18 protein-coding genes are annotated in these 21,842 nt (G+C 58.4%); all 18 read left to right on the forward strand.

Annotated features, from left to right (window positions below; translation table 11 throughout):
* Positions 1-2: 2 nt before the first annotated feature.
* The 18 genes from HY868_01185 (at position 3) to HY868_01270 (ending at position 21,660) form a co-directional block, all read left to right on the forward strand.
* Entirely contained in the window at positions 3-1,016 is a 1,014-nt protein-coding gene (locus HY868_01185) for a class I SAM-dependent methyltransferase (GenBank protein ID MBI5300721.1), read from the forward strand.
* Positions 1,017-1,023: 7 nt separating this feature from the next.
* Complete coding sequence (locus HY868_01190; protein ID MBI5300722.1) at positions 1,024-1,947, forward strand: glycosyltransferase family 2 protein; 924 nt, start codon at positions 1,024-1,026, stop codon at positions 1,945-1,947.
* Positions 1,948-1,960: 13 nt separating this feature from the next.
* Entirely contained in the window at positions 1,961-3,103 is a 1,143-nt protein-coding gene (locus HY868_01195; GenBank protein ID MBI5300723.1) for a glycosyltransferase family 4 protein, read from the forward strand.
* Positions 3,100-4,227 (forward strand): glycosyltransferase, encoded by a 1,128-nt coding sequence (locus HY868_01200; GenBank protein MBI5300724.1) that lies wholly within the window; start codon positions 3,100-3,102, stop codon positions 4,225-4,227. Before HY868_01195 ends, HY868_01200 begins: the two co-directional genes overlap by 4 nt.
* Entirely contained in the window at positions 4,227-5,360 is a 1,134-nt protein-coding gene (locus HY868_01205) for a glycosyltransferase family 4 protein (GenBank protein MBI5300725.1), read from the forward strand. Before HY868_01200 ends, HY868_01205 begins: the two co-directional genes overlap by 1 nt.
* Positions 5,361-6,542, forward strand: a complete 1,182-nt coding sequence (locus HY868_01210) for a glycosyltransferase family 4 protein (protein MBI5300726.1) — start codon at positions 5,361-5,363, stop codon at positions 6,540-6,542.
* Positions 6,539-7,711, forward strand: a complete 1,173-nt coding sequence (locus HY868_01215) for a glycosyltransferase (protein ID MBI5300727.1) — start codon at positions 6,539-6,541, stop codon at positions 7,709-7,711. The genes HY868_01210 and HY868_01215 overlap by 4 nt, the downstream gene beginning before the upstream one ends.
* Positions 7,708-9,399, forward strand: coding sequence for a hypothetical protein (locus tag HY868_01220; protein ID MBI5300728.1), 1,692 nt, complete (start codon positions 7,708-7,710; stop codon positions 9,397-9,399). The genes HY868_01215 and HY868_01220 overlap by 4 nt, the downstream gene beginning before the upstream one ends.
* Before the next feature lie 4 nt (positions 9,400-9,403).
* Positions 9,404-10,240, forward strand: coding sequence for an Fpg/Nei family DNA glycosylase (locus HY868_01225; GenBank protein ID MBI5300729.1), 837 nt, complete (start codon positions 9,404-9,406; stop codon positions 10,238-10,240).
* A 214-nt stretch (positions 10,241-10,454) separates the two neighbouring features.
* Positions 10,455-10,589, forward strand: coding sequence for a DUF5131 family protein (locus HY868_01230; GenBank protein ID MBI5300730.1), 135 nt, complete (start codon positions 10,455-10,457; stop codon positions 10,587-10,589).
* A 204-nt stretch (positions 10,590-10,793) separates the two neighbouring features.
* On the forward strand, positions 10,794-11,606 hold the full coding sequence (locus tag HY868_01235) for an HAD-IB family phosphatase (protein ID MBI5300731.1): 813 nt from the start codon (positions 10,794-10,796) through the stop codon (positions 11,604-11,606).
* A 2-nt stretch (positions 11,607-11,608) separates the two neighbouring features.
* On the forward strand, positions 11,609-12,664 hold the full coding sequence (locus HY868_01240; GenBank protein MBI5300732.1) for an alanine--glyoxylate aminotransferase family protein: 1,056 nt from the start codon (positions 11,609-11,611) through the stop codon (positions 12,662-12,664).
* A 69-nt stretch (positions 12,665-12,733) separates the two neighbouring features.
* Positions 12,734-14,329 carry a phosphoglycerate dehydrogenase gene (locus HY868_01245; protein ID MBI5300733.1) on the forward strand — a complete coding sequence of 532 codons (1,596 nt, stop codon included), beginning with the start codon at positions 12,734-12,736 and terminating at the stop codon, positions 14,327-14,329.
* Positions 14,330-14,415: 86 nt separating this feature from the next.
* On the forward strand, positions 14,416-16,059 hold the full coding sequence (locus HY868_01250; protein ID MBI5300734.1) for a hypothetical protein: 1,644 nt from the start codon (positions 14,416-14,418) through the stop codon (positions 16,057-16,059).
* Between the two features lie 29 nt (positions 16,060-16,088).
* A complete protein-coding gene (locus HY868_01255) occupies positions 16,089-17,882 on the forward strand; it encodes a hypothetical protein (protein ID MBI5300735.1) in 1,794 nt (597 codons plus the stop codon).
* Positions 17,883-17,885: 3 nt separating this feature from the next.
* Positions 17,886-19,586, forward strand: a complete 1,701-nt coding sequence (locus HY868_01260; GenBank protein MBI5300736.1) for a hypothetical protein — start codon at positions 17,886-17,888, stop codon at positions 19,584-19,586.
* A gap of 125 nt (positions 19,587-19,711) precedes the next feature.
* Complete coding sequence (locus HY868_01265) at positions 19,712-20,863, forward strand: LysM peptidoglycan-binding domain-containing protein (GenBank protein MBI5300737.1); 1,152 nt, start codon at positions 19,712-19,714, stop codon at positions 20,861-20,863.
* Between the two features lie 53 nt (positions 20,864-20,916).
* Positions 20,917-21,660, forward strand: a complete 744-nt coding sequence (locus HY868_01270) for an alpha/beta hydrolase (GenBank protein MBI5300738.1) — start codon at positions 20,917-20,919, stop codon at positions 21,658-21,660.
* The last annotated feature ends 182 nt before the right edge of the window (positions 21,661-21,842 follow it).

The following is a 21,842-nucleotide window of genomic DNA, read 5'->3' on the forward strand; positions in this document are numbered from 1 at the left end:
GCATGGAGGTCTCTACCATTACGCTCGAATATGTTCGGTGTGTTTTGTGCGAACAGGATGACGCACAAATCGTCTTGACCGCGCAGGACTGGCTTCACAATCTGCCCGGCGAATTTCGCGTCGTGCGTTGCGGGCAATGCGGAATGGTGTATCTAAATCCGCGTCCTACGCGCGCCGATATGTTGCGTTTCTATCCGGCGGATTACGCGTACGCGCCGGACGTGACAACCCAACACCAAAAGGAATCATGGCGCGCGCGCTTGCATCGCGCGATTCTCATTCGCGATTATGGCTATCCCTTGCCACAACCCGCGTTGCCACGATGGTCAAATCCAATCGTGGCGGCGTATCACGCGTTGTATCAAACCATCGCTTTGCCGATTTTGCTCTGGCGTCCCAGCGGACGTTTACTCGATGTGGGATGTGGCAAGGGCGATTATCTCGCCGCGCAACGAGATTTGGGATGGCAAGTGGTCGGAGTCGAGATCAATCCCCATGCGGTGCGGCACGCGCGCGATGTTTTGAACCTTGAGATTTTGGACAGCGACCTAGCTGATGCACCATTGGCGGAAAATTCTTTTGACGCGACTACCATGTGGTGGTACCTGGAACACGTTCCCGATCCGCTCCAAGTTTTGCGACACGCGCGGCGATTGATTAAGCCCGACGGGGTGTTGGTGATCGGCGTGCCGAACTGGGACAGCGTGGACGTGAAAATTTTCCGAGACGCATGGTATCATCTAGATGTTCCGCGTCACCAGTCGTTTTTCACGCCGACCACCTTGACCGCGATGCTTCGCCGCGCCGGTTTCCAAACGATCTCGTTGCGCGGCTCGTCGTGGTTGAACGATCCGGCGCAGAGTGTGGAGCGTTGGCTGGCGATTCGTCGCAACAAACGGTGGACGATGCCTGGGCTGGTTCGCAAGTTACTCACGCCCCTGGGTTGGCTTGCCGGGCGCTCCAATCGCGGCAGTGTGATGTACGCGCTCGCGTATCCTCACGCCGACAATGGTTAGCCCTGCCGTGTCCACATTCCTTTCGATTGTGATTTTGAACTATAACACGCGCGAACTGTTGGCGCGGTGTTTGCATTCAGTTGAACGTTGCGTGCCCGACGCGCAAGTAATCGTGGTAGACAACGCGTCTACCGACGATTCCGCCGCGTTGGTGAGCGAAACATTTTCGTCGGTTCGCCTGATTGCTAATTCAAACAATCGTGGTTTCGCGCGCGGCATGAATCAGGGCTTGAGTGAATTTACCGCGCCATTCGTTTTCGCCTTGAACGCAGATACCGAACTGACGCCAACAACCTTGCCGCCGCTTCTTGCCGCTGCCACACAATTGCCGCGCGCGGGCATCCTGGCTCCAACACAGATCGCGTCCGACGGCGCGCCGCTCGCCTCCGCGTTTCCTGATCCAACATTAATATCCGAGATGATGCGTCTGATTTTCTTTCGCGATCATCTAGCCGCGCGTTTTCATCGCGGCGCGTGGCGCGTCCGAACAGGTGACATTCCCGAACGCGTGAATTGGCTGATGGGCGCGGCATTGCTCTTTCGACGCGAGTGCCTGCAATCCGTCGGCGGATTCGACGAGACGCAGTTCATGTACGGCGAAGACTGGGACATTTGTTATCGCGCGCGTCAAAACAACTGGCGCGTTTATCTCGTCCCGGCTGCTCGAATCATTCATCACACGAATGTCGCGGGGAAACAAGCGTTCGGCGCGTCGCGTCAGGCGCGCGTGCTAGAAGCGAACTTGCACTTTCATGCCAAGCATTTTGGCGATGCGAGTCGCCGCGCGCTGGCGTTTCTGTATTTGATCGGCGGACTGTTGCGTTTACCCTGGCTCGGCGCGCTTTATCTCGCGCAACCGGCGCATCTGGGTTGGCAAAGTCAAATCGAAGAAGTGCGAGTGGCGTGGCGCGCGTTGGCGCGCGTCCGTTAACCTTAAATTCAAAATGTCGCGTATCCTCATCGTTGGTCAATCGTACATCACGGCGGAAAGCCGAAAGAAGTTGACGCATCTCGCGTCATACCATCTCGACGTGGCTTTGGTTGTGCCGACGACCTGGGAACATGACTCGTTCGGCAGCTACACGTTTCAACCGATGTCTCAGGATGCGCGCATCGCGATCTATGCCATCCCAGTGCGAAACAATGGACGCGTCTTTGCTTTTTCGTACGCGCTCGCGCCACTCTGGCGCGCCATCCGAAAAATCCAGCCGGATATTTTTCACGTCGAGCAAGAGCCGGGGAGTCTATCGCTGTTGCAGTTCGTTGTCCTGAGACGTCTGCGTCCGCGCGCGAAACTATTCGCATTTACTTGGGAGAATCTTTTCTACCGTCCATCACAACCCCGACGATTCTTGGAGCGAATCGAACTTGCCGAGTTGGATTATCTGTTCGCCGGCAGTTCCGGCGCGGCGCAAGTCTATCGCCAAAAGGGTTATCGCGGACCGCTCCAAGTATTGCCTAATGTCGGAATTGATCCGCATCATTTCGCGCCGCACCCCGCCGACGAGTTGCGCCGCGCGCTCGGGCTGACCAATCGTTTCGTCGTTGGTTATGTCGGGCGGCTTGTATCGGAGAAAGGATGCGAGGATTTGCTGAACGCGTTCGCCCAGTTACCCCAAAGTTGCCATTTGCTTTTCGTTGGCAGCGGCGTGCTGCGCGACGAGATTGCTCGACGCGCGGCTGAACGTAGGATTGAGACGCGTGTGACTTTTCAACCGACTGTACCGCATGATCATGTCGCGGATTTCCTGAATGTGATGGATTGCCTTGTGTTACCCTCGCGTACACTGCCAAACAAGTGGAGCGAGCAATTCGGGTTGGTGCTGGCACAGGCGATGGCATGCGGCGTACCAGTCGTTGGCTCGGATTCCGGCGCGATTCCCGAAGTGATCGCCGACGCCGGGTTGATTTTTCCGGAGGGCGATGTGAATGCATTGCGCGATTGTCTCGCGCGTTTGCGCGACGACCCAGGATTGCGCGCCGAGTTGAGCGCAAAAGGGCGCGCGCGTGTCTTGGCGCACTACACACACGAACACATCGCCGAACAAACCTATGCCATTTACAAGGAATTGCTCGCGCATAAATGAATCTCCTCCTCGTTGACCACGCGCCCTTTTTCGGCGGCGCAGAATCGTTCATGCTCGATTTGATCTCCGCGCTCGACCGCGCGCGTTTCACGCCGATCATCGCGACCGATCCGTCGAGTCCGGTGCTGGAAACATTTCGCGCGACGGACGCGCAGGTGTGGACGACGCCTCTGCCACAGATCAACAACAGTCCGGTTTTTTTCTTGCGCCTGTTGCGCGCGGGGATGCAACTCGCCGACATCGCGCGCGTCGTGCGCGCGGATGTGATACACACGTTCACCGCGCGGACGCATCTCATCGGCGCGGTTGCCGCGCCATTGTCCGGCGTCCCGCTTTTGTGGCGCATCGGCGACGACACACTGCCCGCCGGAATTCTCACGCTGTTCGCGCGTACGCCGCGTTGCATCGTCGCCGTTTCGCGTTGGATTACCACCTGTTATCCGCGTGTCCACTTCGATGGACTTGCGCCGGACGGCGCGCGCCCGCCGCTCGCGATTTCGCGCGCCGACGCGCGCGCGGAACTAGGACTGCGCGACGATGAACTCGTCGTCGCGCACGTAGGACGTTTGGTGCGATGGAAAGGACAGGACGTGTTCATTCGCGCGATGGCTCAGGTCGCGCAAACGATTCCGCACGCGCGTGGCATCGTCGTCGGCGCGTGGCACACGGAGGATGCACGCCCCGGAGTACTTGGCGGCGGCGAATCATACGCGAACGAACTGCGTGCGCTCGCGGAACAAACTCGCGCGCCGATTTTATTCGCCGGGTTCGTGCGCGACCCAGGTGTCGCGTACGCGGCGGCGGACGTCGTCGCACACACGAGCACACTGCCCGAAGCATTCGGGCGCACGATTATCGAAGCGATGATCGCAGAGCGTCCGGTGGTCGCATCGAATCTCGGCGCGCCGACGGAAATCGTCGTGCCGGAAACTGGGTTGCTCACCCCGTTTGGCGATGCGACCGCACTCGCAGACGCGCTCGCGCGTTTGCTCGCCGATGCGAACCTGCGCGCCGAGATGGGACGCGCCGCGCGTGCACACGCAGAAACGCATTTCTCGCTCGACACGATGGCGCGCGCGATGGAACGATTCTACGAATTGACAACGAATAAACGAATTCGGTAATGCAGATTACACTCGATCTTTCTCCCGTCGTTCATCGCAAAGCCGGTCTGGGTCGGTACGCCGCCGCGCTCGCCGAACGACTCGTGACCCAGGATCAGTCGAACGCGTACACCGCGTTCGCGCATGGTGGTTTCGAGGACGCGACGTTGCCGCCGGCATTGCGCGCGCTGCCACGCGCGACGATCCCGCTCGACGTGCGTCCGTTTCGAATGGGTGTGTGGCTCGCGCACGCGCTCGACATCGGAATGGATCGCTGGTTTCCACGCGCGGATGTGTTCCACGCGACGGAGCACCTGTTGCCGCGATTCAAAAATATCAAAACGGTTTTTACGCTCCACGATTTGATTTTCCAATTTTTTCCAGAGTATCATCTTCCGCTCAATCGCTGGTTTCTCACGAACGCGATGCCGCATTTTTTGCGTCGCGCCGACGCGATCATTGCGGTTTCCGAATGCACCAAGCGCGATGCGATTCGTTTTTACAACCTGCCGCCGGAAAAAATCACGGTGATTCACGAAGCCGCCGATCCCGCACTCCGACCGGTAGACGATCCCGCGCTCATCGCGAATGTGTGCGCGCGGTACGCGGATAATCAACCATTCTTGTTGTTTGTCAGTACGATTGAACCGCGCAAGAACATTCGCGCGATTGTGGATGCGCTGCGGGTGTTGCGCGAACACGGAATCACACATCGTCTTCTCATCGTCGGACGGAAGGGCTGGCTGTATCAGCCGACGTTCGATCACGTTTCGCAAACGGGAATGGAGAACGCGGTGTTGTTTCTCGATTTCGTTCCCGACGCCGATTTGCGCGCGCTCTATGCCGCGTGCGATACGTTCGTGTTTCCGTCGCTCTACGAGGGATTCGGCTTGCCGCCGCTCGAAGCAATGGCGTGCGGCGCGCCGGTGATCGCGTCGAACACAAGCAGTCTTCCCGAAGTTCTCGGCGACGCGGCGCTATTCGTCAATCCGCGTGAGGTCGGCGAAATCGCAAATGCAATTGAGCGCGTGATTTGTGACCCAGCGTTGCGCGACGAATTACGCGCGAAAGGATTCGCGCAAGCCGCAAGATTTTCCTGGGAACGCGCCGCGCGCGAAACGCTCGCGGTTTATCGTCGGGTTGCCGGCAAATAAATGAATCAGCCATTCGCCATTCGCCATTCGCCATTCGCGATGGACGGTCGTTACATCCAAGACCACTTTCCCGGCATTGGGCGGTACACATTCAACCTGATTGACGCGCTCGCGCGTATCGCGCCGGAAGAACGCTTTGTAGTTTTGCACAACCCCACGTTGAAAAACACGCGTCACGACATCACCGTGCTCGCGCACCACCCAAACATCGAATTGCGCCGCGTGGACACGCCGACTTTTTCTTTCCGCGAGCAATTCCCCATTCGCCATTCGCACTTCGCCATTTTGCATTCCCCCTACATCATCAAACCCTATTTTCTCCGCATCCCCTCCATCGTCACGATTTTCGATTTGATCCCACTGTTCTTTCCGAACGATTTGCCAAACGCGCGCGTGCGAATCGTGTTTCGTCTCGCGTTGACGCTCGCTACGCGCACCGCGACGCGCATCCTCGCGCCGTCCAACTCGACGCGCGATGATTTGGTCGCGCGCCTGCGCGTGCCACGCGAAAGAATCGCGGTGACACCGCTCGCCGCCGACGCGCGATTCGCGCCGCAACCCAAATCCGAAATCGCGCGCGTGCGTGAGAAATACGATCTGCCCGCGCGATTCATTTTGAGTGTCGGCATCAACAAGCCGCACAAGAATCATGCGGTACTGATCGAAGCGTTTGATAAATTCGTAATTCGAAATTCGAAATTCGAAATTGGGTTGGTGATCGCAGGTGCATGGGATGCGCGGTACGCCGAGCAATCGAAAATCGAAAATCGAAAATCGAAAATTTACAGATTGCCTGATGTTGCCGACGCCGATCTCCCCGCGCTCTACGCCGCGTGCGATGCGTTCGTGTTCCCGTCGTTGTACGAGGGATTCGGTTTGCCGCCGCTCGAAGCGATGGCGTGCGGCGCGCCGGTAATTTGCTCGAACGCGTCATCACTGCCCGAAGTCGTCGGCGACGCCGCGTTGATGTTCGAGCCGCGCGACGTGAATGCGCTGTCCGCGCATCTCGCGCGAGTGCTGGACGACGCCGCGTTGCGCGACGAGTTGCGCGGCAAATCGCTTGCGCGCGCCCAACAATTTTCCTGGGAACGCTGTGCCCATGAAACTCTCGCCGTCTATGGCGAGGTCATCGCGCATCACACATCACGCCATTCGACATTCGACATTCGCTATTCGCAATGAACATCCTCCACATCTACAAAGATTATTTTCCCGTCGTCGGCGGTATCGAGAATCACGTCAAGATGCTTGCCGAAGCGCAGGTCGCGCTGGGGCACGATGTATCTGCGCTTGTTACGAGCCGCGATCATCACACACACATCGAAACGCTGAACGGCGTGCGCGTGATTTTCGCCGCGCGCCTCGCGACGATTTCGTCCGCGCCGATCAGCATCGCGTTCCCGCGCCTCCTCGCACGCGAGCGACCCGACATCGCGCACCTGCATTTTCCGTATCCGCTTGGCGAAGTCGCGAATTATTTTTTTGGTCACGCGCGCAAAACGGTGTTGACGTACCACAGCGACATCATTCGCCAGAAAATTCTGCGCGTGTTCTATCGTCCGCTGATGCATCGCGTTCTTGCGCGCGTGGATCGCATCCTTCCAACAAGTCCGAATTATATTGCATCGTCACCCGTGCTCGCGTCCTTCAAACAAAAATGCACGGTCATCCCACTCGGCATTGACCCCGCGCCGTTTGAGACCTCACCCCTATCCCCCCTTCCCCCTTCCCCCTCTCCTCTAGCCACGCCCTTAAGGACGTGGCTAGAGGAGAGGGGAAAGGGGGTGCCGAAGGCGGGGATGAAGGGTGAGGCGCACCTCCTCTTCGTCGGTCATCTCCGCTACTACAAAGGCGTCAACTATTTGATTCAAGCGATGCGCGAACTACCGCACGCGCGTTTGCGAATTGTTGGCTCAGGGATGCAAGAACACACGTGGAAACAATTGACGCGCGACCTGGGCATCGCGTCACGCGTTGAATTTCTGGGCAATGTGCCGGACGCGGAATTGCCCGCACACTTTGCCGCGTGCGATGTGTTCGTGTTGCCGGCGTGCGAACGCAGCGAAGCGTTCGGCGTCGTGCAACTCGAAGCGATGGCGGCGGGCAAGCCGATCGTCTGCACCGAACTAGGCACTGGGACGAGTTTTGTGAATGTGGACGGCGAAACGGGATTCGTCGTGCCCGCGCGTGATGCGCACGCGCTCGCGTCCGCGATTCAAAAATTGATGGACGACCCAGGATTACGCGCGCGGATGGGCGCGGCGGGACGCGTGCGCGTTCACGCGGAATTCACGCGCGCGAAAATGGTCGCGCGTGTGATGAACGTGTACGAAGGAGTGTTGGCGACGTGAACAGATTCCGCTTGATCGGCGGCGCGTTGATTTTTGCGGCAGTGATGCTCGCGTGCGGACAGACGACGCCGACCGCGCCTCCCACATCTCCACCGACAACATTGTCAATCGAGACGAGCGTACCGACTGTGCGTCCGCCGGCAACATCGCCGAATGAGACGCGCGCGCCCACCGCGCGTCCAGCATCGCCGCCGGCAACATCGCCGAGCGCGACGCGCGCATCAAGCACGGCGTTTGCATTTGGCGTCGAGTATATTCTGCCGGGACTCGCGCAAACGTTCGCGCAGACCGGCGCGCGCTCCACGCGCACCGCCGCCGAAACGTTCGGCTGGCGCGAACTGGAACCGAACGCGCCGCGCGCGGCGGATCAACACATCTATCGTTGGGACAAGGTTGACCCGTTGATCGCCGAATACCAGTCCGCCGGTTTCGACCAGATTCAGATTTACACGACGGCGTGGAACGAGTGGGCATCGTCCAAACCGAAAAATTATTTTCCCGACGCGCAATTCCTCGACGATTACGAAGCGTACATGTTTAACCTCGTCGAGCGGTACGACCGCGATGGCGACCGCGATATGCCGGGGTTGCGCTATCCGATTCTCGATTACGTGGTCGAGCGCGAGTGGACCGAATTTTTCCCGGGCACGACCGACGAGTACTTGCAACTCTTGACGATCGCACAGCGCGCGATCAAACGCGCGAACCCTGCCGCGCGCGTGTGGCTCGTGCCCCTGATGATGATTGACGTGTTCGACGCGAATCCGAACGCGAACGAAATCGCGCAACGCGCGCGCGTCAATCGCACGTTCCGTCATCCCATCGTCGAAACGCAAAAACTGCTCGCGCGTCCAGAGTTGTTCGATGTCGTCGAAATTCACGCGCTCGGCGATTACACCGAACTCGACGCGACCATCGCGTGGTTGCGCGGCGAGATGAGCAAGCACGGCTACGTCAAACCGGTCTTCATCGGCGATGCGATGGGCATTTCGCAATTTATCTGGACGCAGAATCCGCGCGGCTTGACGACGAACGCGATGGACGCCGATTACCTCACTTTTGCGCCGATTCGCGCGAACGACGCGTTACGCGTCGTTGCGTTGCTCGAAGCGATGAAGGATGCGAACGCGCGCGATCACGATGCGGCGATGCGATGGTTTCGCGCCGAGCACGCCAAGGCGCTCGTCAAGAAATTCGCGGCGGCGCGGCACGCCGGATATGTCGGCATGAATGTGTGGGCGCTCGCGGATATCGCGTTGTTGCAAATGCCGCGCGTGACGAGCGATTGGTTTTTCATGGGCATGATCGAAGCGCAAATGGGACCGCAATGGAAACCCGGCGCGCCTCGCCCGGCGTATCACGCGCTCAAGCAGACGATTGATAAATTGAGCGACGCCTCGTCCACCGAACGAGTGAACGCCGGGCAAGGTGTTGTCGCGTACCGCTTCATCGCGCGAGGCAAGCCGGTCATCGTCGCGTGGCACGAACCAGGGCGCATCTATTTTCCCGGCGAGACCGCGCCGATGACGCGCGCGACTATACCGATCAACGCGACGCGCGCGCGGGTGACGCACACGATCACAGAGATCGGCGTCAGCGCGGCGCAAATCGAAACGATGAATGCGGTCAACGGCGTGGTCACGTTGACGCTCGACACGACGCCCGTGTTTATCGAATTGGGAAACTAGCGCAATGCCCGAACTACCCGAACTGGAAGTCGTACAACAAGTGCTCACGCGCCGCGTGGCGGGAACGACGATTGACGCGGTGCAGGTTTTGCCGGCGGGCGGCGCGATTGTCGTGCGCGATTTGACGCACGCTGGTTTCGTCGAGTCGCTCGCCGGCATGAGGATCAACGCGATCACGCGGCGCGGCAAGTTTCTCGTCTTTGCGCTCGCGCGCGATGATGCGCCGTTGCATCTCGTCGTCAATCCAAAATTGGCTGGACGATTGCAACTCGCCGTACCCAGCGACAAGCGACACGCCAAGACTCACTTTGTTTTCACATTGTCGAGCGGAGATGAATTGCGGTACGTGGATCAAAAAGTAATGGGGCAGGTATATCTCACACGCGATCTCGCCCAGGTTCCGGATTTCGCGGGGATGGGACCAGAAGCACTGGAGATTTCACGCGAGGATTTTCGCGCGCGCTTGCAAAAATATCGCGGCGAGATCAAGGGCGTTTTGACACGCGCCGATTTTATCGCGGGGGTTGGGAACGCGTACGCGGACGAAATTTTGTGGGCGGCGCGTCTGCATCCGTACCGCAAACGCACAACATTGTCAGAAGAAGAAATCGCGCGGCTGTACGACGCGATGCGCGCAACACTGCGCGACGCCATCGAAAAGGTGCGCGCGGGGATGGGCGAGCAGATTCATTTGGAACCGCGCGATTTTCTCGCGGTACACATGAAAGCGGGCGCGCCGTGTCCGCGTTGCGGCTCGCCGATTTCGCTCGTCGGCGCGAATCAACGCATCACGAATTTTTGTCGCACGTGCCAGCCGGGTGGATTGATTCGCGGGATGTGACCTACTTCCAACTACATCTGTAGTTGGTCTTTGGATTACCATTGGTCCTAGGATTGATTGGGCGTGTCCTCACAGAAACCGATGAGTCCAAAATTGTAACTACTCAGCCAATCCTCATTTACGCCGATGAAAAAACAAATCTGTCCGCGAATAACGCGAATAAGAAGAAATAATTAGCGAAGATTCGCGTAATTCGCGGATAAATGAACCATGAATCGGTTGTCGAAGAAATCGTGTTCCCTTCTTATTCAAACAATGGGGCGGCGTTCGCAAGAAACGCGCGGGACGAATCTTGCAAGGACGTACTTGGGATCAAATGCCACGGTCGCCCAAACTCGCAATAGCTTGAATGGCTCCTCCTCTTTTTTGTATTCTCCGCTTCTGATGTTATAATAGCGCCCATCAATTTTCAATAGCCGCGTCATTTTTTCCTCTGCGCGGCTTGGCAACGACGCCTTGAAAATCCTGGCGCGTTGCTACCCCTCTAGCTTGTCGCTATTCAATGGACTGCGCTCCAGGAGATTCAATTTCTCGTACGCCGGAGAGCAGTTCGATGAATTTCCATCCACCCGCCAAATCATTTCGCATCGTTTGTTTCGATTGCGATAGCACGCTGACCGCTATCGAAGGCATTGACGAACTCGCGCGCCTCAAAGGACAATTCGAGCACATCGCCAATTTGACGCGCCGCGCAATGGATGGCGAACTCAAATTCGAAGACGTGTTCGCCGAACGGTTGCGTCTCCTCCAACCCACGCGCGCCGATCTCAAACACATCGCACGCGCGTATCAAGACCATCTCCTCCCCGACGCGCGTCCCGTCATCGCCGCGTTACGCGCGGCGGGATGCCCGGTTCACATCGTCAGCGGCGGACTGTTGCCGGCGGTCGAAACCTTTGCGCGCGCGTTGGGTTTATCCGCGCAGAATGTCCACGCGGTTCCCGTTGTCTTCGACCAACTCGCCGGACATTGGTGGCAGTACGATCAACATCGCTACGCTGGCAATCCGGACGAACGTTATCTCGCGTTTGCGCCGACGCCGTTGAGCGAAACGAACGGCAAACGGTCGGTCATTGCCAAGATCGCGAACGGCATCGCCGAAACGATGCTCGTCGGCGATGGCGTCACCGACCTCGAAGCGCGCGACGCGGTGAAACTGTTCGTCGGCTTTGGCGGAGTCGTGCGCCGCGAACGCGTCGCAACTCAAGCCGAAGTATTCGTCCAAGCCCCACGCCTCGCCGCGATTGTTCCGCTCGCCTTGTCGCACGTGACCGCGCAACAATTGATCGGCACAGAACACGAAACGATTTTGCAACAAGGGCTGGACGATATCGCCCAATCCCAGGTTCTGTTCAGAAAGGTCTAGCCATGGCGCAACTGTTCATCCCAGGTCCGACCGACGTTGACGCAAGTGTGCGCGCCGCACAAGCGCAACCGATGATCGGTCATCGCGGAGCGGACTTCCAAACCTTGTTCGCGCGTCTGCAACCGAAATTGCGCCTGGTTTTTACGACGACGCGTCGCGTGTACATTTCGACCTCCTCTGGCACCGGCTTGCAAGAAGCCGCGCTGCGAAACTGCGTCGCGCGGCGAGTGTTGTGCTGTGTCAACGGCGCGTTCGCAGAACGTTGGTACGAGGTCGCGCTGGCGAACGGCAAAAACGCGACACGCCTCGATGTGGAATGGGGCAATGGGATTCTGCCGGAGCTGGTCGAGTCCGCACTCGCGCAAGATAATTTCGACGCGGTCGCCATCGTCCACAACGAAACGAGCACCGGCGTCGCCAGTCCGCTGCGCGAGATCGCCGCGCGCGTGCGCGAACGTTTCCCCGACGTGTTGCTTCTCGTGGACGCCGTATCTTCGCTCGGCGGCGTTGAAATTGATTTCGACGCGTGGGGCTTGGACGTGCTGTTCACCTCGTCGCAAAAATGTCTCGCCGTGCCGCCTGGTCTCGCGTTTGCGGCGGTCTCGGATCGCGCGTTGGACAAGGCGCGTGGCGTTTCAAATCGCGGATTGTATTTCGATTTCGTCGAACTCGAGGAACATTTGCTCAAGAATCAAACGCCCTCGACGCCGGCAATTTCGTTGATGTGGGCGCTCGATGTCGCACTCGACCGGATTCTCGCGGAAGGATTGTCTGCGCGCTATGCGCGTCACGCGCAGATGGCGAATCGCGTGCAGACCTGGGCGGCGCAGAATTTCGATTTGTTCGCGCAAGCCGGTTATCGTTCACCAACCGTCACGTGCATCAAGAACACGCGCAACGTGAATCTGAAATCGCTCAACGCGCATTTGCGCGACCGGGGCATGCAAATTTCGGACGGCTACGGCAAACTCAAGCACAGCACGTTTCGCATCGCGCACATGGGCGAGATTCACATGGCTGACCTAGAGCTATTGCTCGCTTCGATAGATGAATTTTAATGTGGAGGCGGGCGGCTTGCCCGCCAGTGCGGACGAGCCGTCCGCACCACAGTAATCCGGAGGAATTATATGCACCGCATTCTTATCACCGATGACCTGGGACCGGCGGGGTTGGCAATTCTCGACAAGGCGTCCGATGTTCAGTACGATGTCGTAAAATTACCTGATCGTCAAAAACTGATCGAGCTGATCGGCGAATACGACGCGATCATCACGCGCTCGGGCACGCCGCTCGACGCGGCATCATTCCAAGCCGCGCGCCAACTCAAGATTGCCGGACGCGCCGGCGTCGGTATGGACAATGTGGACATTGACGCGGCGACTTTGCGCGGCATTCTCGTGATGAATACACCAGAAGCGAACATGCTCGCGGCGACCGAACTGACGATGGCGCTGATGCTCGCGTTGTTTCGCCGCGTGCCCTGGGCAGACCAGTCCATCAAACGCGGCGAGTGGACGCGCAGTAAATTCATGGGCATGCAACTGGCTGACCACACCATCGGCATCATCGGGCTGGGTCGCATCGGCTCGCGCGTCGCGACGCGCTGCCTGGCATTCGGCATGCGCGTGCTCGCGTACGATCCGTACATCCCCGAAGAGATCGCCGAGCGGTTGCGCGTGCATCTCGTCGGCGACCTCGACGAATTGTTGCGCGAGTCGGACCTCATCACGTTACACACACCGCTGACCGATGAAACGCGCGCGATGATCGGCGCGGAACAAATCGCCAAGATGAAGCCAGGCGTGCGGCTGATCAACTGCGCGCGCGGCGGCGTGATTGACGAACAAGCGTTGTACGATGGTCTCGTTGCCGGCAAAATCGGCGGCGCGGCAATTGACGTGTACTCGGTCGAACCACCGCGCACCGAGTTGTTAAAGAAATTGTTGGCGCTCGATTCCGTCGTCGCGACGCCGCACATTGGCGCGAACACGGTCGAAGCGCAACGCAACGTCGCGGTGCAAATCGTCAATCAAGTGTTGGATGCGTTGCGCGGAACGAATTACGCGAACGTCGTGAATCTGCCATTCGCGGAAGGCATAGACTATCGCTCGATTCAACCGTACATGACGCTCGCCGAACGCATCGGGACGATTCACATGCAGTTGATGCACGGGCGCATCGAACGCGTCGAGGTCGAGTGTCGCGGTGAAGCGGTCGAGAAATTGATCAAGCCATTGACCGTCGCGTTGCTCAAAGGATTGCTCCAACCGATTCTGAGCGACGCGGTCAACTATGTGAACGCGCCGCGCCTCGCGGACGAGCGCGGCATCCTGGTTTCGCAAACACGTCATCCCGCCGCCGAAGATTACTCGAACGTGATTCTGTGCCGCGTCTCATCGCCGCACGAAACGCGGCTCATCGGCGGCGCGCTGTTTTTGCACCATCAACCGCGCATCGTGTTAATGGACGATTATCGTCTCGACGCGCCGTTAGCCGGGCGCGCGCTGTTCACGGTGAACCACGATGTGCCGGGCGTCGTCGGCAAGGTCGGCACGATTCTCGCGAACCACGCGATCAACATCGCCGAGTGGCGCATGGCGCGCAATGCGCCAGGCGGCACCGCTGTGTCGTACATCAACATTGATTCGCCGGTCGGCGACGATGTGTTGAGCGAGTTGCGCGCGTTGCCCACGATCATGGATGTGCGCCAGGTCGCGCTGTAAATTGTGCACACACCCCACCCTCCCCTCCTTTATCAAGAGGAGGGCTATGTTTTTGCATTCCCACTCAATAATGCTATAATCGCGCCGTGAAATTTGCGAAAGCATATCCGCTGCTCGCGGTTCTCCTCACGGTGTTTGCCGTCGCGCCGTTGGAATACCCCGGCGCGTTTCAATCCCACACTGGCTTGCTCGCCTACTATAATCTGATTGACCTCGATCAACGTCCGTTTCAGTTTTTCAACTGGGCGCCGACGTTAGGCAGCGCATTCGATCTGTTTCGCACTGAAGGCGCGTTGCCATACGTCGTCGCGCTGATCTTGCATCGCGTCGGGTTCAGTTATCTCGACGCGATCAAACTCGTGTACGCGCTCGCGTGGGTCGGCAGTGGGCTGGCGATGTTCGCGTTCGCGCGCCGATTCTTGAGTGACGCGGGCGCGCTCCTCGCCACGACCGTGTACGTGTATCTGCCGTACCACATCGCAACCGTGTACGTGCGCGGCGCGTTCGCCGAATCGGTCGCGTGGATGTGGTTTCCACTAGTACTGCTTGCTCTGGTCAGTCAACAGTCAACAGTCAACAGTCAACAGAAATTTGCAATTCGCAATTTTGTCGCGCCGCTCTTGACGTTCGCCACGTTCGTCCTGATTCAACCTGGAATGGCAATCTTGTTCGCACCCGTCGCGTTCTCCATCGTCCTTGCAATACGCGGGCGATCTGGCATTCGCCATTCGCTATTCGCAATCCTGGGTGGACTCGCGCTTGGCGCAATCCTGTTCGCGCCCACGATTCTGCGTTACGGCGCGCACATCGCGCGCGATGGATTCAACGCGAATTTTGTTTTGCCATTTCAATTGTTCTCCGCGCTGTGGGGATTCGGCGCGAGCACCGGCAATTTCCTCGATCAATTTCCGTTTCAACTCGGCGTCGTGCCGATGGGACTCGCGATTGTCGCGATCGCGTTGGCGTGGCAGGAACGCGCGAATGAGGAACGCAACGATGTGGAACGCTCCGGCGAACGTTCCCTACGGCATATTGTGATTATTTTTCTCGCAGGCGCGATGGTGTTGACGCTACTCACTTTCGAGATCACATCGCCGCTGTGGCGCGGGCTGGGTGTGTTCGTAGAGTATCCGTGGCAACTGCTCGCGTTCGTCGGGCTTGCGCTCGCGTTCATCGCCGGGTCGGCAATCGAATTTGACGCGCGGCTCACGCGTCCGGCAATGCTCGCATTTTTTATCGCGCTGCCAGTCATCGCGAGTTACAGCTATCTCGCGCCGCGCTTTCTCGACGCCAGACCGACGCGTCCGCCCATCGCGATATTCAATGACGAGGTCGCGCTCTTGGATTATCGCATCGTCGGACCATTGCGGCACGGCGCGACGTTGCGCGTGTACTTGACCTGGCAAGCACTGCGTCCGGTCTACACCGATTACAACGTATTCGTTCACGCGGTCCACGAAAACGGCGAGCGATACGGGCAATCGGACAACAAACCCCAGAATGGCGCGTTGCCGATGATCAAGTGGATGCCCGGCGAAGTAATTTTCGATCTGCACAAGGTTCAAATTGACGTGGACGGACCTGACGAAGGATTTCATCTCGAACTAGGAATCTACAAGCCCGCGACCGGCGAACGCGCGCTGACTGAACGCGGCGCGGATCATCTCACTCTGCCGCGTCCCGGCGATCCGGAACCCATCGTCAGCGATCAACTTGCGCCGAGCAAATAACGCATCACACATCGCGTTTTAGATTTCGAATGAAACGTATTGATCCATATCTGATTCTACTTTTACTTTGCTCGATCTTCGCCATCGCGCCGCTCACCGCGCCCGGCTATTTTTGGGGCGCGCACGATGGGCGGCACTCGGTGTACTTTTTGTTCGAGTTCGACCGCTCGATCCAAGATGGTATCTTTTATCCGCGCTGGGCGCCCGATTACACGTTCGGCTACGGCTATCCGATGTTCAACATTTACGCGCCGGGCGCGTTGTACGCGAGCGAATCGTTGCATCTGCTCGGCTTTGATTTCGTCACTGCGACCAAGATCACTTTCGCGCTCGCCATTCTATTTTCCGGCGCGGCGATGTTCGGTTTTGTCAAACGACTCACTGGGTCGAGCCGCGCGGCATTCGTGTCCGGGATCGCATACATCTACATCCCCTACCACATCGCGGACATTTACGTGCGCGCCGCACTCGCCGAATCGGTCACACTGATTTTTCTGCCGCTGACACTATGGGGCTTTTACGACACGATTGAACGCCCGCGCGTCACGGCGGTGGTCGCCACCGCGCTGGCGTACGCCGCGATGATGTTTTCACACAATGGCATCGCGCTCATGTTCACGGTCGTGCTCGGCACCTGGGTCTTGTTCCTGATGCTGGTCAAGATTCCCGTCGCCGCACTCCGCACACGATTCCGCGATTTTATGATACTGGGTCTGCCACCTATCGGCGCACTTGTTCTCGGCGTCGGCATCGTTGCGATTTTTCTGATTCCCGCCGCGCTCGAATACCAGTACGTCCGCACCGATCAATGGCTCGGCAATTACTACGATTACTCGAAGCACTTTGCGTACTTTTTCCAATTGTTCGCGCCGACCTGGGGTTTCGGCATCAGCAACCCAGGTCCCTACGACGCTATGTCGTTCCAACTGGGCGTCACGCCGGTTCTGTTCGCAATTTTTGCGTTCATCGCCATCGCGCAAAACCCCGGCAACTCGCGCCGCTTTTGGATTTTCTTCGCGGTCATGGCTGGCGTGATCGCATTTTTGATGCTGGGCATCTCCGCGCCGTTATGGCAAATCCTGCGCCCGATTCTATCGTTCGCGCAATTCCCGTGGCGCTTGCTCACCCTGACGACCGTGCCGCTCGCGATTCTCGCTGGCGCGATCATTGTCGCGCACGAAGCAGACGAGGCGCGTGATGCAACTCTGCCAACCCTTTTGCTCGGCGCGTTGATCATCCTGGGTTCGTTCCCGTACTTACAAGCGCAGATGATCCTCGAACCGAAAGAGGGACCGGTCAGCATCCTGGGTCTGTTCCGTTTCCAGCAGAGCGCCGGCGAAATGACCGGCTCGACCGCGTGGGTGAAGGAAATTCCGGACTGGTCGCCCATCGCGGACGTTTATTTCGCGGGTAAGCGCGTCAAATCGAAGATTGATTTCACCGACATCAACCCCGACGAAATTTGGCTCGGTGTTGACCAAGCCGGCAAGGGCGTGCGCGCGAACGGCGAACGCGTCTTTTTCGATTCGCAGGTAGACGGATTGCCGCTGACCTTCAACACATTTTACTATCCGGGTTGGCGCGCGTACCTCACGCCGGAGCACAGCGACGAGATCGTGCGCGAGTTGCCCATCACTCAAGTCGGCGAGCTGGGTCGCATTCAAGTACGCGTGCCCAAAGGTCGTTACTGGCTGATTCTACGTTTCGAGGATTCGCTTCCGCGCGTGATTGGCACATGGCTCTCTGCCGTCAGCATTTTGATCGCGCTGGGTATTTTGCTGTGGGATGTTTTGAGTCGGCAAAGGATGAAAGCGGAAGGATGAAGGATGAAAACTAATTCACACCAGAGTCCTTCATCCTTCATCCTTCATCCTTCATCCTTCATAATTCTTCTCGCTTTCTCCGCGTTCGCGTTGATGCCGCTCACCGCGCCCGGCTATTTCATCCAGGCGCACGACGCGCGTCACTCGGTGTACTTTTTGCAAATGTTCGATATGTCCATGCGCGACGGCGCGTGGTTTCCACGCTGGGCAGCCGATATGGTGTTCGGCTACGGCTATCCGCTCTGGCTGATTCTCGCGCCGCTGCCGTTTTTCGTCGGCGAAGCGTTTCATCTGGTCGGCTTCGATTTGGTGAGCGCGGTCAAAATCGTGGACGGACTCGCCGTATTTTTTTCCGCGATCACGATGTACCTCTTTGCGGCGCGCGCGCTCGGAAATAAAAACGCCGCGCTCGTTGCCGCGGTCGCGTACGTCTACGTGCCGTACCATCTCGCGGATCTTTACGTGCGCGGCGCGCAAGCCGAACTCATCGCGTTCGTATTCCCACCGTTGATTTTCTGGGCATTCCACCGGCTCGCCTCCGAACCGAACGGACGGAACCTCGCGTTCGCCGCGCTGAGTTACGCCGGCATCCTGCTTTCGCACGTGCAGACTACCGTTTTCGTCACACCCATTGTCGGCGCGTACCTTTTGTTCTTGCTTATCCGCACGCGCCATTCGCTAGTCGCCATTCGCTATTCGCTATTCGCGTCGCTCGCCATCGCGCTCGCGCTCGGGCTTGCCGCGATCTTCATGTTGCCAATCTTGTTCGAGCAAAAGTATCTGACGAGCGATCCGCTCATCGGCGGATTTTTCAACTATCGCAAACATTTCTTGAACGTATCGCAACTATTTTCGCCGTTCTGGGGTTATGGTTATGCCGGCGAAAACGGCAACGATCAATTCTCGCTTCAACTTGGCTTGATCCCGGTCTTGCTCACGCTCGTTGCGCTGTGGCGCATTCGGCACACCGACATCGCGCACACCGCGTTCTTCGCGATTGTTCTCCTCGTTTTGGTATTCGCGATGTTGCCGATCTCCGCGCCGGTGTGGGAACCCTTCGCCGCGATTGTCGCGTTCGCGCAATTTCCGTGGCGGTTGCTAATTATCGTCGCGTGCCCGCTCGCGTTTTTGTCCGGCGCGGCATTCCTTGCGCTCGATGAATCACGCGCGTTGGTCTCCGCGCTCGCGCTCTGTCTGCTTTTCGTCATCGCGAATTTTTCGTACACGTTGCCACAGCACACAGAAGCCGTGTTCAACTATCAAACGCAAATGGCATTCGAGGTCAAGGATCGTGAATTGCTCGGCGACACGATTTGGGTGAGCAATCGTCCCCAGGATTCGCCGCTCGTCGCGCAGTACCTCGCCGGCGAAAAACTGACGCGCGCGCTCGCGCTCGACGACAATGCGAATGTCGAAACGCTGCGGTACGGCGGACAGTCGGTAGAGGCGCGCGTGGACGCGCACGCGCCGGCAGACGTGCTGTTCTACACGCGCTATTTTCCCGGCTGGGTCGCAACGCTCGACGGTCAGCCCCTCGCGATCGAACCGTACGGTGAGCAAGGATTGATTCGCGCGCGTGTGCCCACTGGGTCACACGTTGTAAAGATTCGCTTCGAGGACACGCTCGTTCGTCAAGTTGGCGCGCTGATTTCCGGCATTAGTCTTTTGATCGCACTCGCGCTCATCAACTTTGTAAAGAGTTGAATTTTCGGCTTTTCGCTTTTAGCGTTGAACTTGCGCGCTATTGGCAAATCACGCAAGGTTTGTTATAATGACCAACGAAAGTATTCACTTACAAAACGCGAGAACCGGTTGAGGCACAATACGTTATGACTCCTGATCGCCCAACGCCGCCTTCGCGGCCCGGCGGCAAAAATGAATCCTGGCGCGTCGAACGCATGGTGCAGCGCGTCCCCGCACACCTCGGCGAACAGACGACCGAGGCAGTGTCGCCATGGATTATGGTCGCCGGCATCATTCTGCTCGTGCTCGTCGTGTGCTCCGTTCTCTTTTTCCTGCTCGGTGGTCCTGCGCGCTTTTTTGCCGCCGCGCCGCCCACGCCGACGCGTACGCGCGCGTTGACGCCGCCGATCACGTTTATCCCCGTCACGCTCGCGGCGCCCACACCCAGTGTCACACCGACCATTATCGCGGTTCGATACAAAGTAAAATCAGGCGACACGCTCAGCGACATCGCCGCGAAATACAAAGTATCCATCCAAGCGATCATGACGGCGAATAGCATGAAGAACGAAACGATTCGCGTGGGCGACGAATTGGTCATTCCCCTGCCGACGCCAACGCCGCCGCCCGGCACGCGTGCGCCTTTGGTACCGGCAGGCACCCCAACTCCTCTTTCACTCGAATCACCCCCGAGCGCGGCGTCCTCCGACGCAACGCCGGGGGTGTTTACTTATATCGTGCAACGCGGCGATACGCTTATCACGATTGCCGCGACGTTCAGCACCACGGTGGACGCGATCCGCATCGCGAATCAACTCGACAGCAGTTTTCTTAGCGTAGGGCAAGCGCTCATTGTGCCGGTCGGCGCGTGGACTCCGACGGCAACCGTCGCGCCGATTGCGGCAACCACCGCGACGCCGACCGCGCAATTCGCGTACGCCGCGCCGAACTTGAAATGGCCCCCCGACAATTTCATCTTTCGTAGCAACAAAGATATTCCCACGCTTGAATGGCTGGCGTCGGCAACGCTCAAGTCAAACGAATTCTACGTCGTGCATCTCACTTCGATTGTGAATGGACAAAAGAAAACTCTGCCTTCATTGAGCATTCGCCAAGGCAACAGCGCCAAGCTCGACCCAGCAATCTACTATCCCGGCGCAAACATCGAGGACGCACGATTATCCTGGTACGTCGTCATCGTCAGCCAAGCCACGCCGAGCGCGCGCGGACCGGTTTCGCCGGCGCAACTCTATGCGTCCAGCCCGCCGAGTGAATCGCGCACGTTTGTGTGGAAGTAAAGGGAACAGTTAAACAAACGCGTTCGACGCCACGAGTGAGCGAGTAAATCAACATGCGTCGCATTGATCAAATCATCGTCGCGATCATTGGCGCGCTGGCGGTCGCCGCGCTCGGTTTTGTCGCGTTCACGAGTTTCCCCGCGCAACCGATGCCGCACGCGCTCGACGCGCTCGGATCGGATAACCAAGTTTCGGTCGCGCATGAACCCTGGTGGATTTTTCGTCCGCGCAGCAAAGAGCCGACCGTCGGTTTGATCATTTATCCGGGCGCGCTCGTAGATGCGCGCGCGTACGCTCCCACCGCGCGCGCGATCGCGTCAAAGGGGTACGTCGTCGTCATCACGCCGATGCTGTTCAACCTCGCGTTGTTCGGCGAAGAGCGCGCGAAACAAGTCACACCTTTTTTTCCCAAGGTGCGGCAATGGGCGCTCGCCGGGCATTCGCTCGGCGGTACCGCCGCTGCGAATTACGTTGGCAAAAATGAGGGCGTGCGTGGCTTGGTGCTCTGGGCATCTTATCCCGCCGACAACAACGATCTGTCGCGGCGGAATTTGATCGCCGCGTCAATCTATGGAACGAACGATACGCTCGCGACGCCGGACAAAATCCTGGGCGCGCGGACGCGCCTCCCTGCCGCGACGAAATTCATCGCGATTGAAGGCGGCAATCACGCGCAGTTTGGCTGGTACGGCGCGCAGTCTGGCGACGGCGCGGCAACCCTCGCGCGCGAGCAACAGCAAGAACAAATCGTCAACGCGACGCTCGACGTTTTGCAACAGCTGGAGCATTTGCCGTGATTTGGGGGGGGCGATCATTTTCTAGGCGCGAAATTACCGAAATACCGTATCTGCGGGTTTCTCCGACACCCGCTTGACATAGTACTGTTTCCTGGCGAAGATACCGGCAAACGCTCGTTGCCGGGAGGTTCGCCATGAAAGGATTGACCGACTACATCACGGAGCAGCCATGGGAAGACACC

The organism is Chloroflexota bacterium (genome assembly GCA_016219275.1).
Taxonomy (GTDB): domain Bacteria; phylum Chloroflexota; class Anaerolineae; order UBA4142; family UBA4142; genus JACRBM01.

Excerpts from the sequence above, each read along its gene's own strand:
- HY868_01260 (MBI5300736.1), top strand. The coding sequence starts at position 17,886 with ATGAAAACTAATTCACACCAGAGTCCTTCATCCTTCATCCTTCATCCT.
- HY868_01215 (MBI5300727.1), top strand. The coding sequence starts at position 6,539 with ATGAACATCCTCCACATCTACAAAGATTATTTTCCCGTCGTCGGCGGT.
- HY868_01200 (MBI5300724.1), top strand. The coding sequence starts at position 3,100 with ATGAATCTCCTCCTCGTTGACCACGCGCCCTTTTTCGGCGGCGCAGAA.
- HY868_01245 (MBI5300733.1), top strand. The coding sequence starts at position 12,734 with ATGCACCGCATTCTTATCACCGATGACCTGGGACCGGCGGGGTTGGCA.
- HY868_01225 (MBI5300729.1), top strand. The coding sequence starts at position 9,404 with ATGCCCGAACTACCCGAACTGGAAGTCGTACAACAAGTGCTCACGCGC.
- HY868_01255 (MBI5300735.1), top strand. The coding sequence starts at position 16,089 with ATGAAACGTATTGATCCATATCTGATTCTACTTTTACTTTGCTCGATC.
- HY868_01195 (MBI5300723.1), top strand. The coding sequence starts at position 1,961 with ATGTCGCGTATCCTCATCGTTGGTCAATCGTACATCACGGCGGAAAGC.
- HY868_01210 (MBI5300726.1), top strand. The coding sequence starts at position 5,361 with ATGAATCAGCCATTCGCCATTCGCCATTCGCCATTCGCGATGGACGGT.
- HY868_01185 (MBI5300721.1), top strand. The coding sequence starts at position 3 with ATGGAGGTCTCTACCATTACGCTCGAATATGTTCGGTGTGTTTTGTGC.
- HY868_01270 (MBI5300738.1), top strand. The coding sequence starts at position 20,917 with ATGCGTCGCATTGATCAAATCATCGTCGCGATCATTGGCGCGCTGGCG.
- HY868_01265 (MBI5300737.1), top strand. The coding sequence starts at position 19,712 with ATGACTCCTGATCGCCCAACGCCGCCTTCGCGGCCCGGCGGCAAAAAT.
- HY868_01205 (MBI5300725.1), top strand. The coding sequence starts at position 4,227 with ATGCAGATTACACTCGATCTTTCTCCCGTCGTTCATCGCAAAGCCGGT.
- HY868_01240 (MBI5300732.1), top strand. The coding sequence starts at position 11,609 with ATGGCGCAACTGTTCATCCCAGGTCCGACCGACGTTGACGCAAGTGTG.
- HY868_01235 (MBI5300731.1), top strand. The coding sequence starts at position 10,794 with ATGAATTTCCATCCACCCGCCAAATCATTTCGCATCGTTTGTTTCGAT.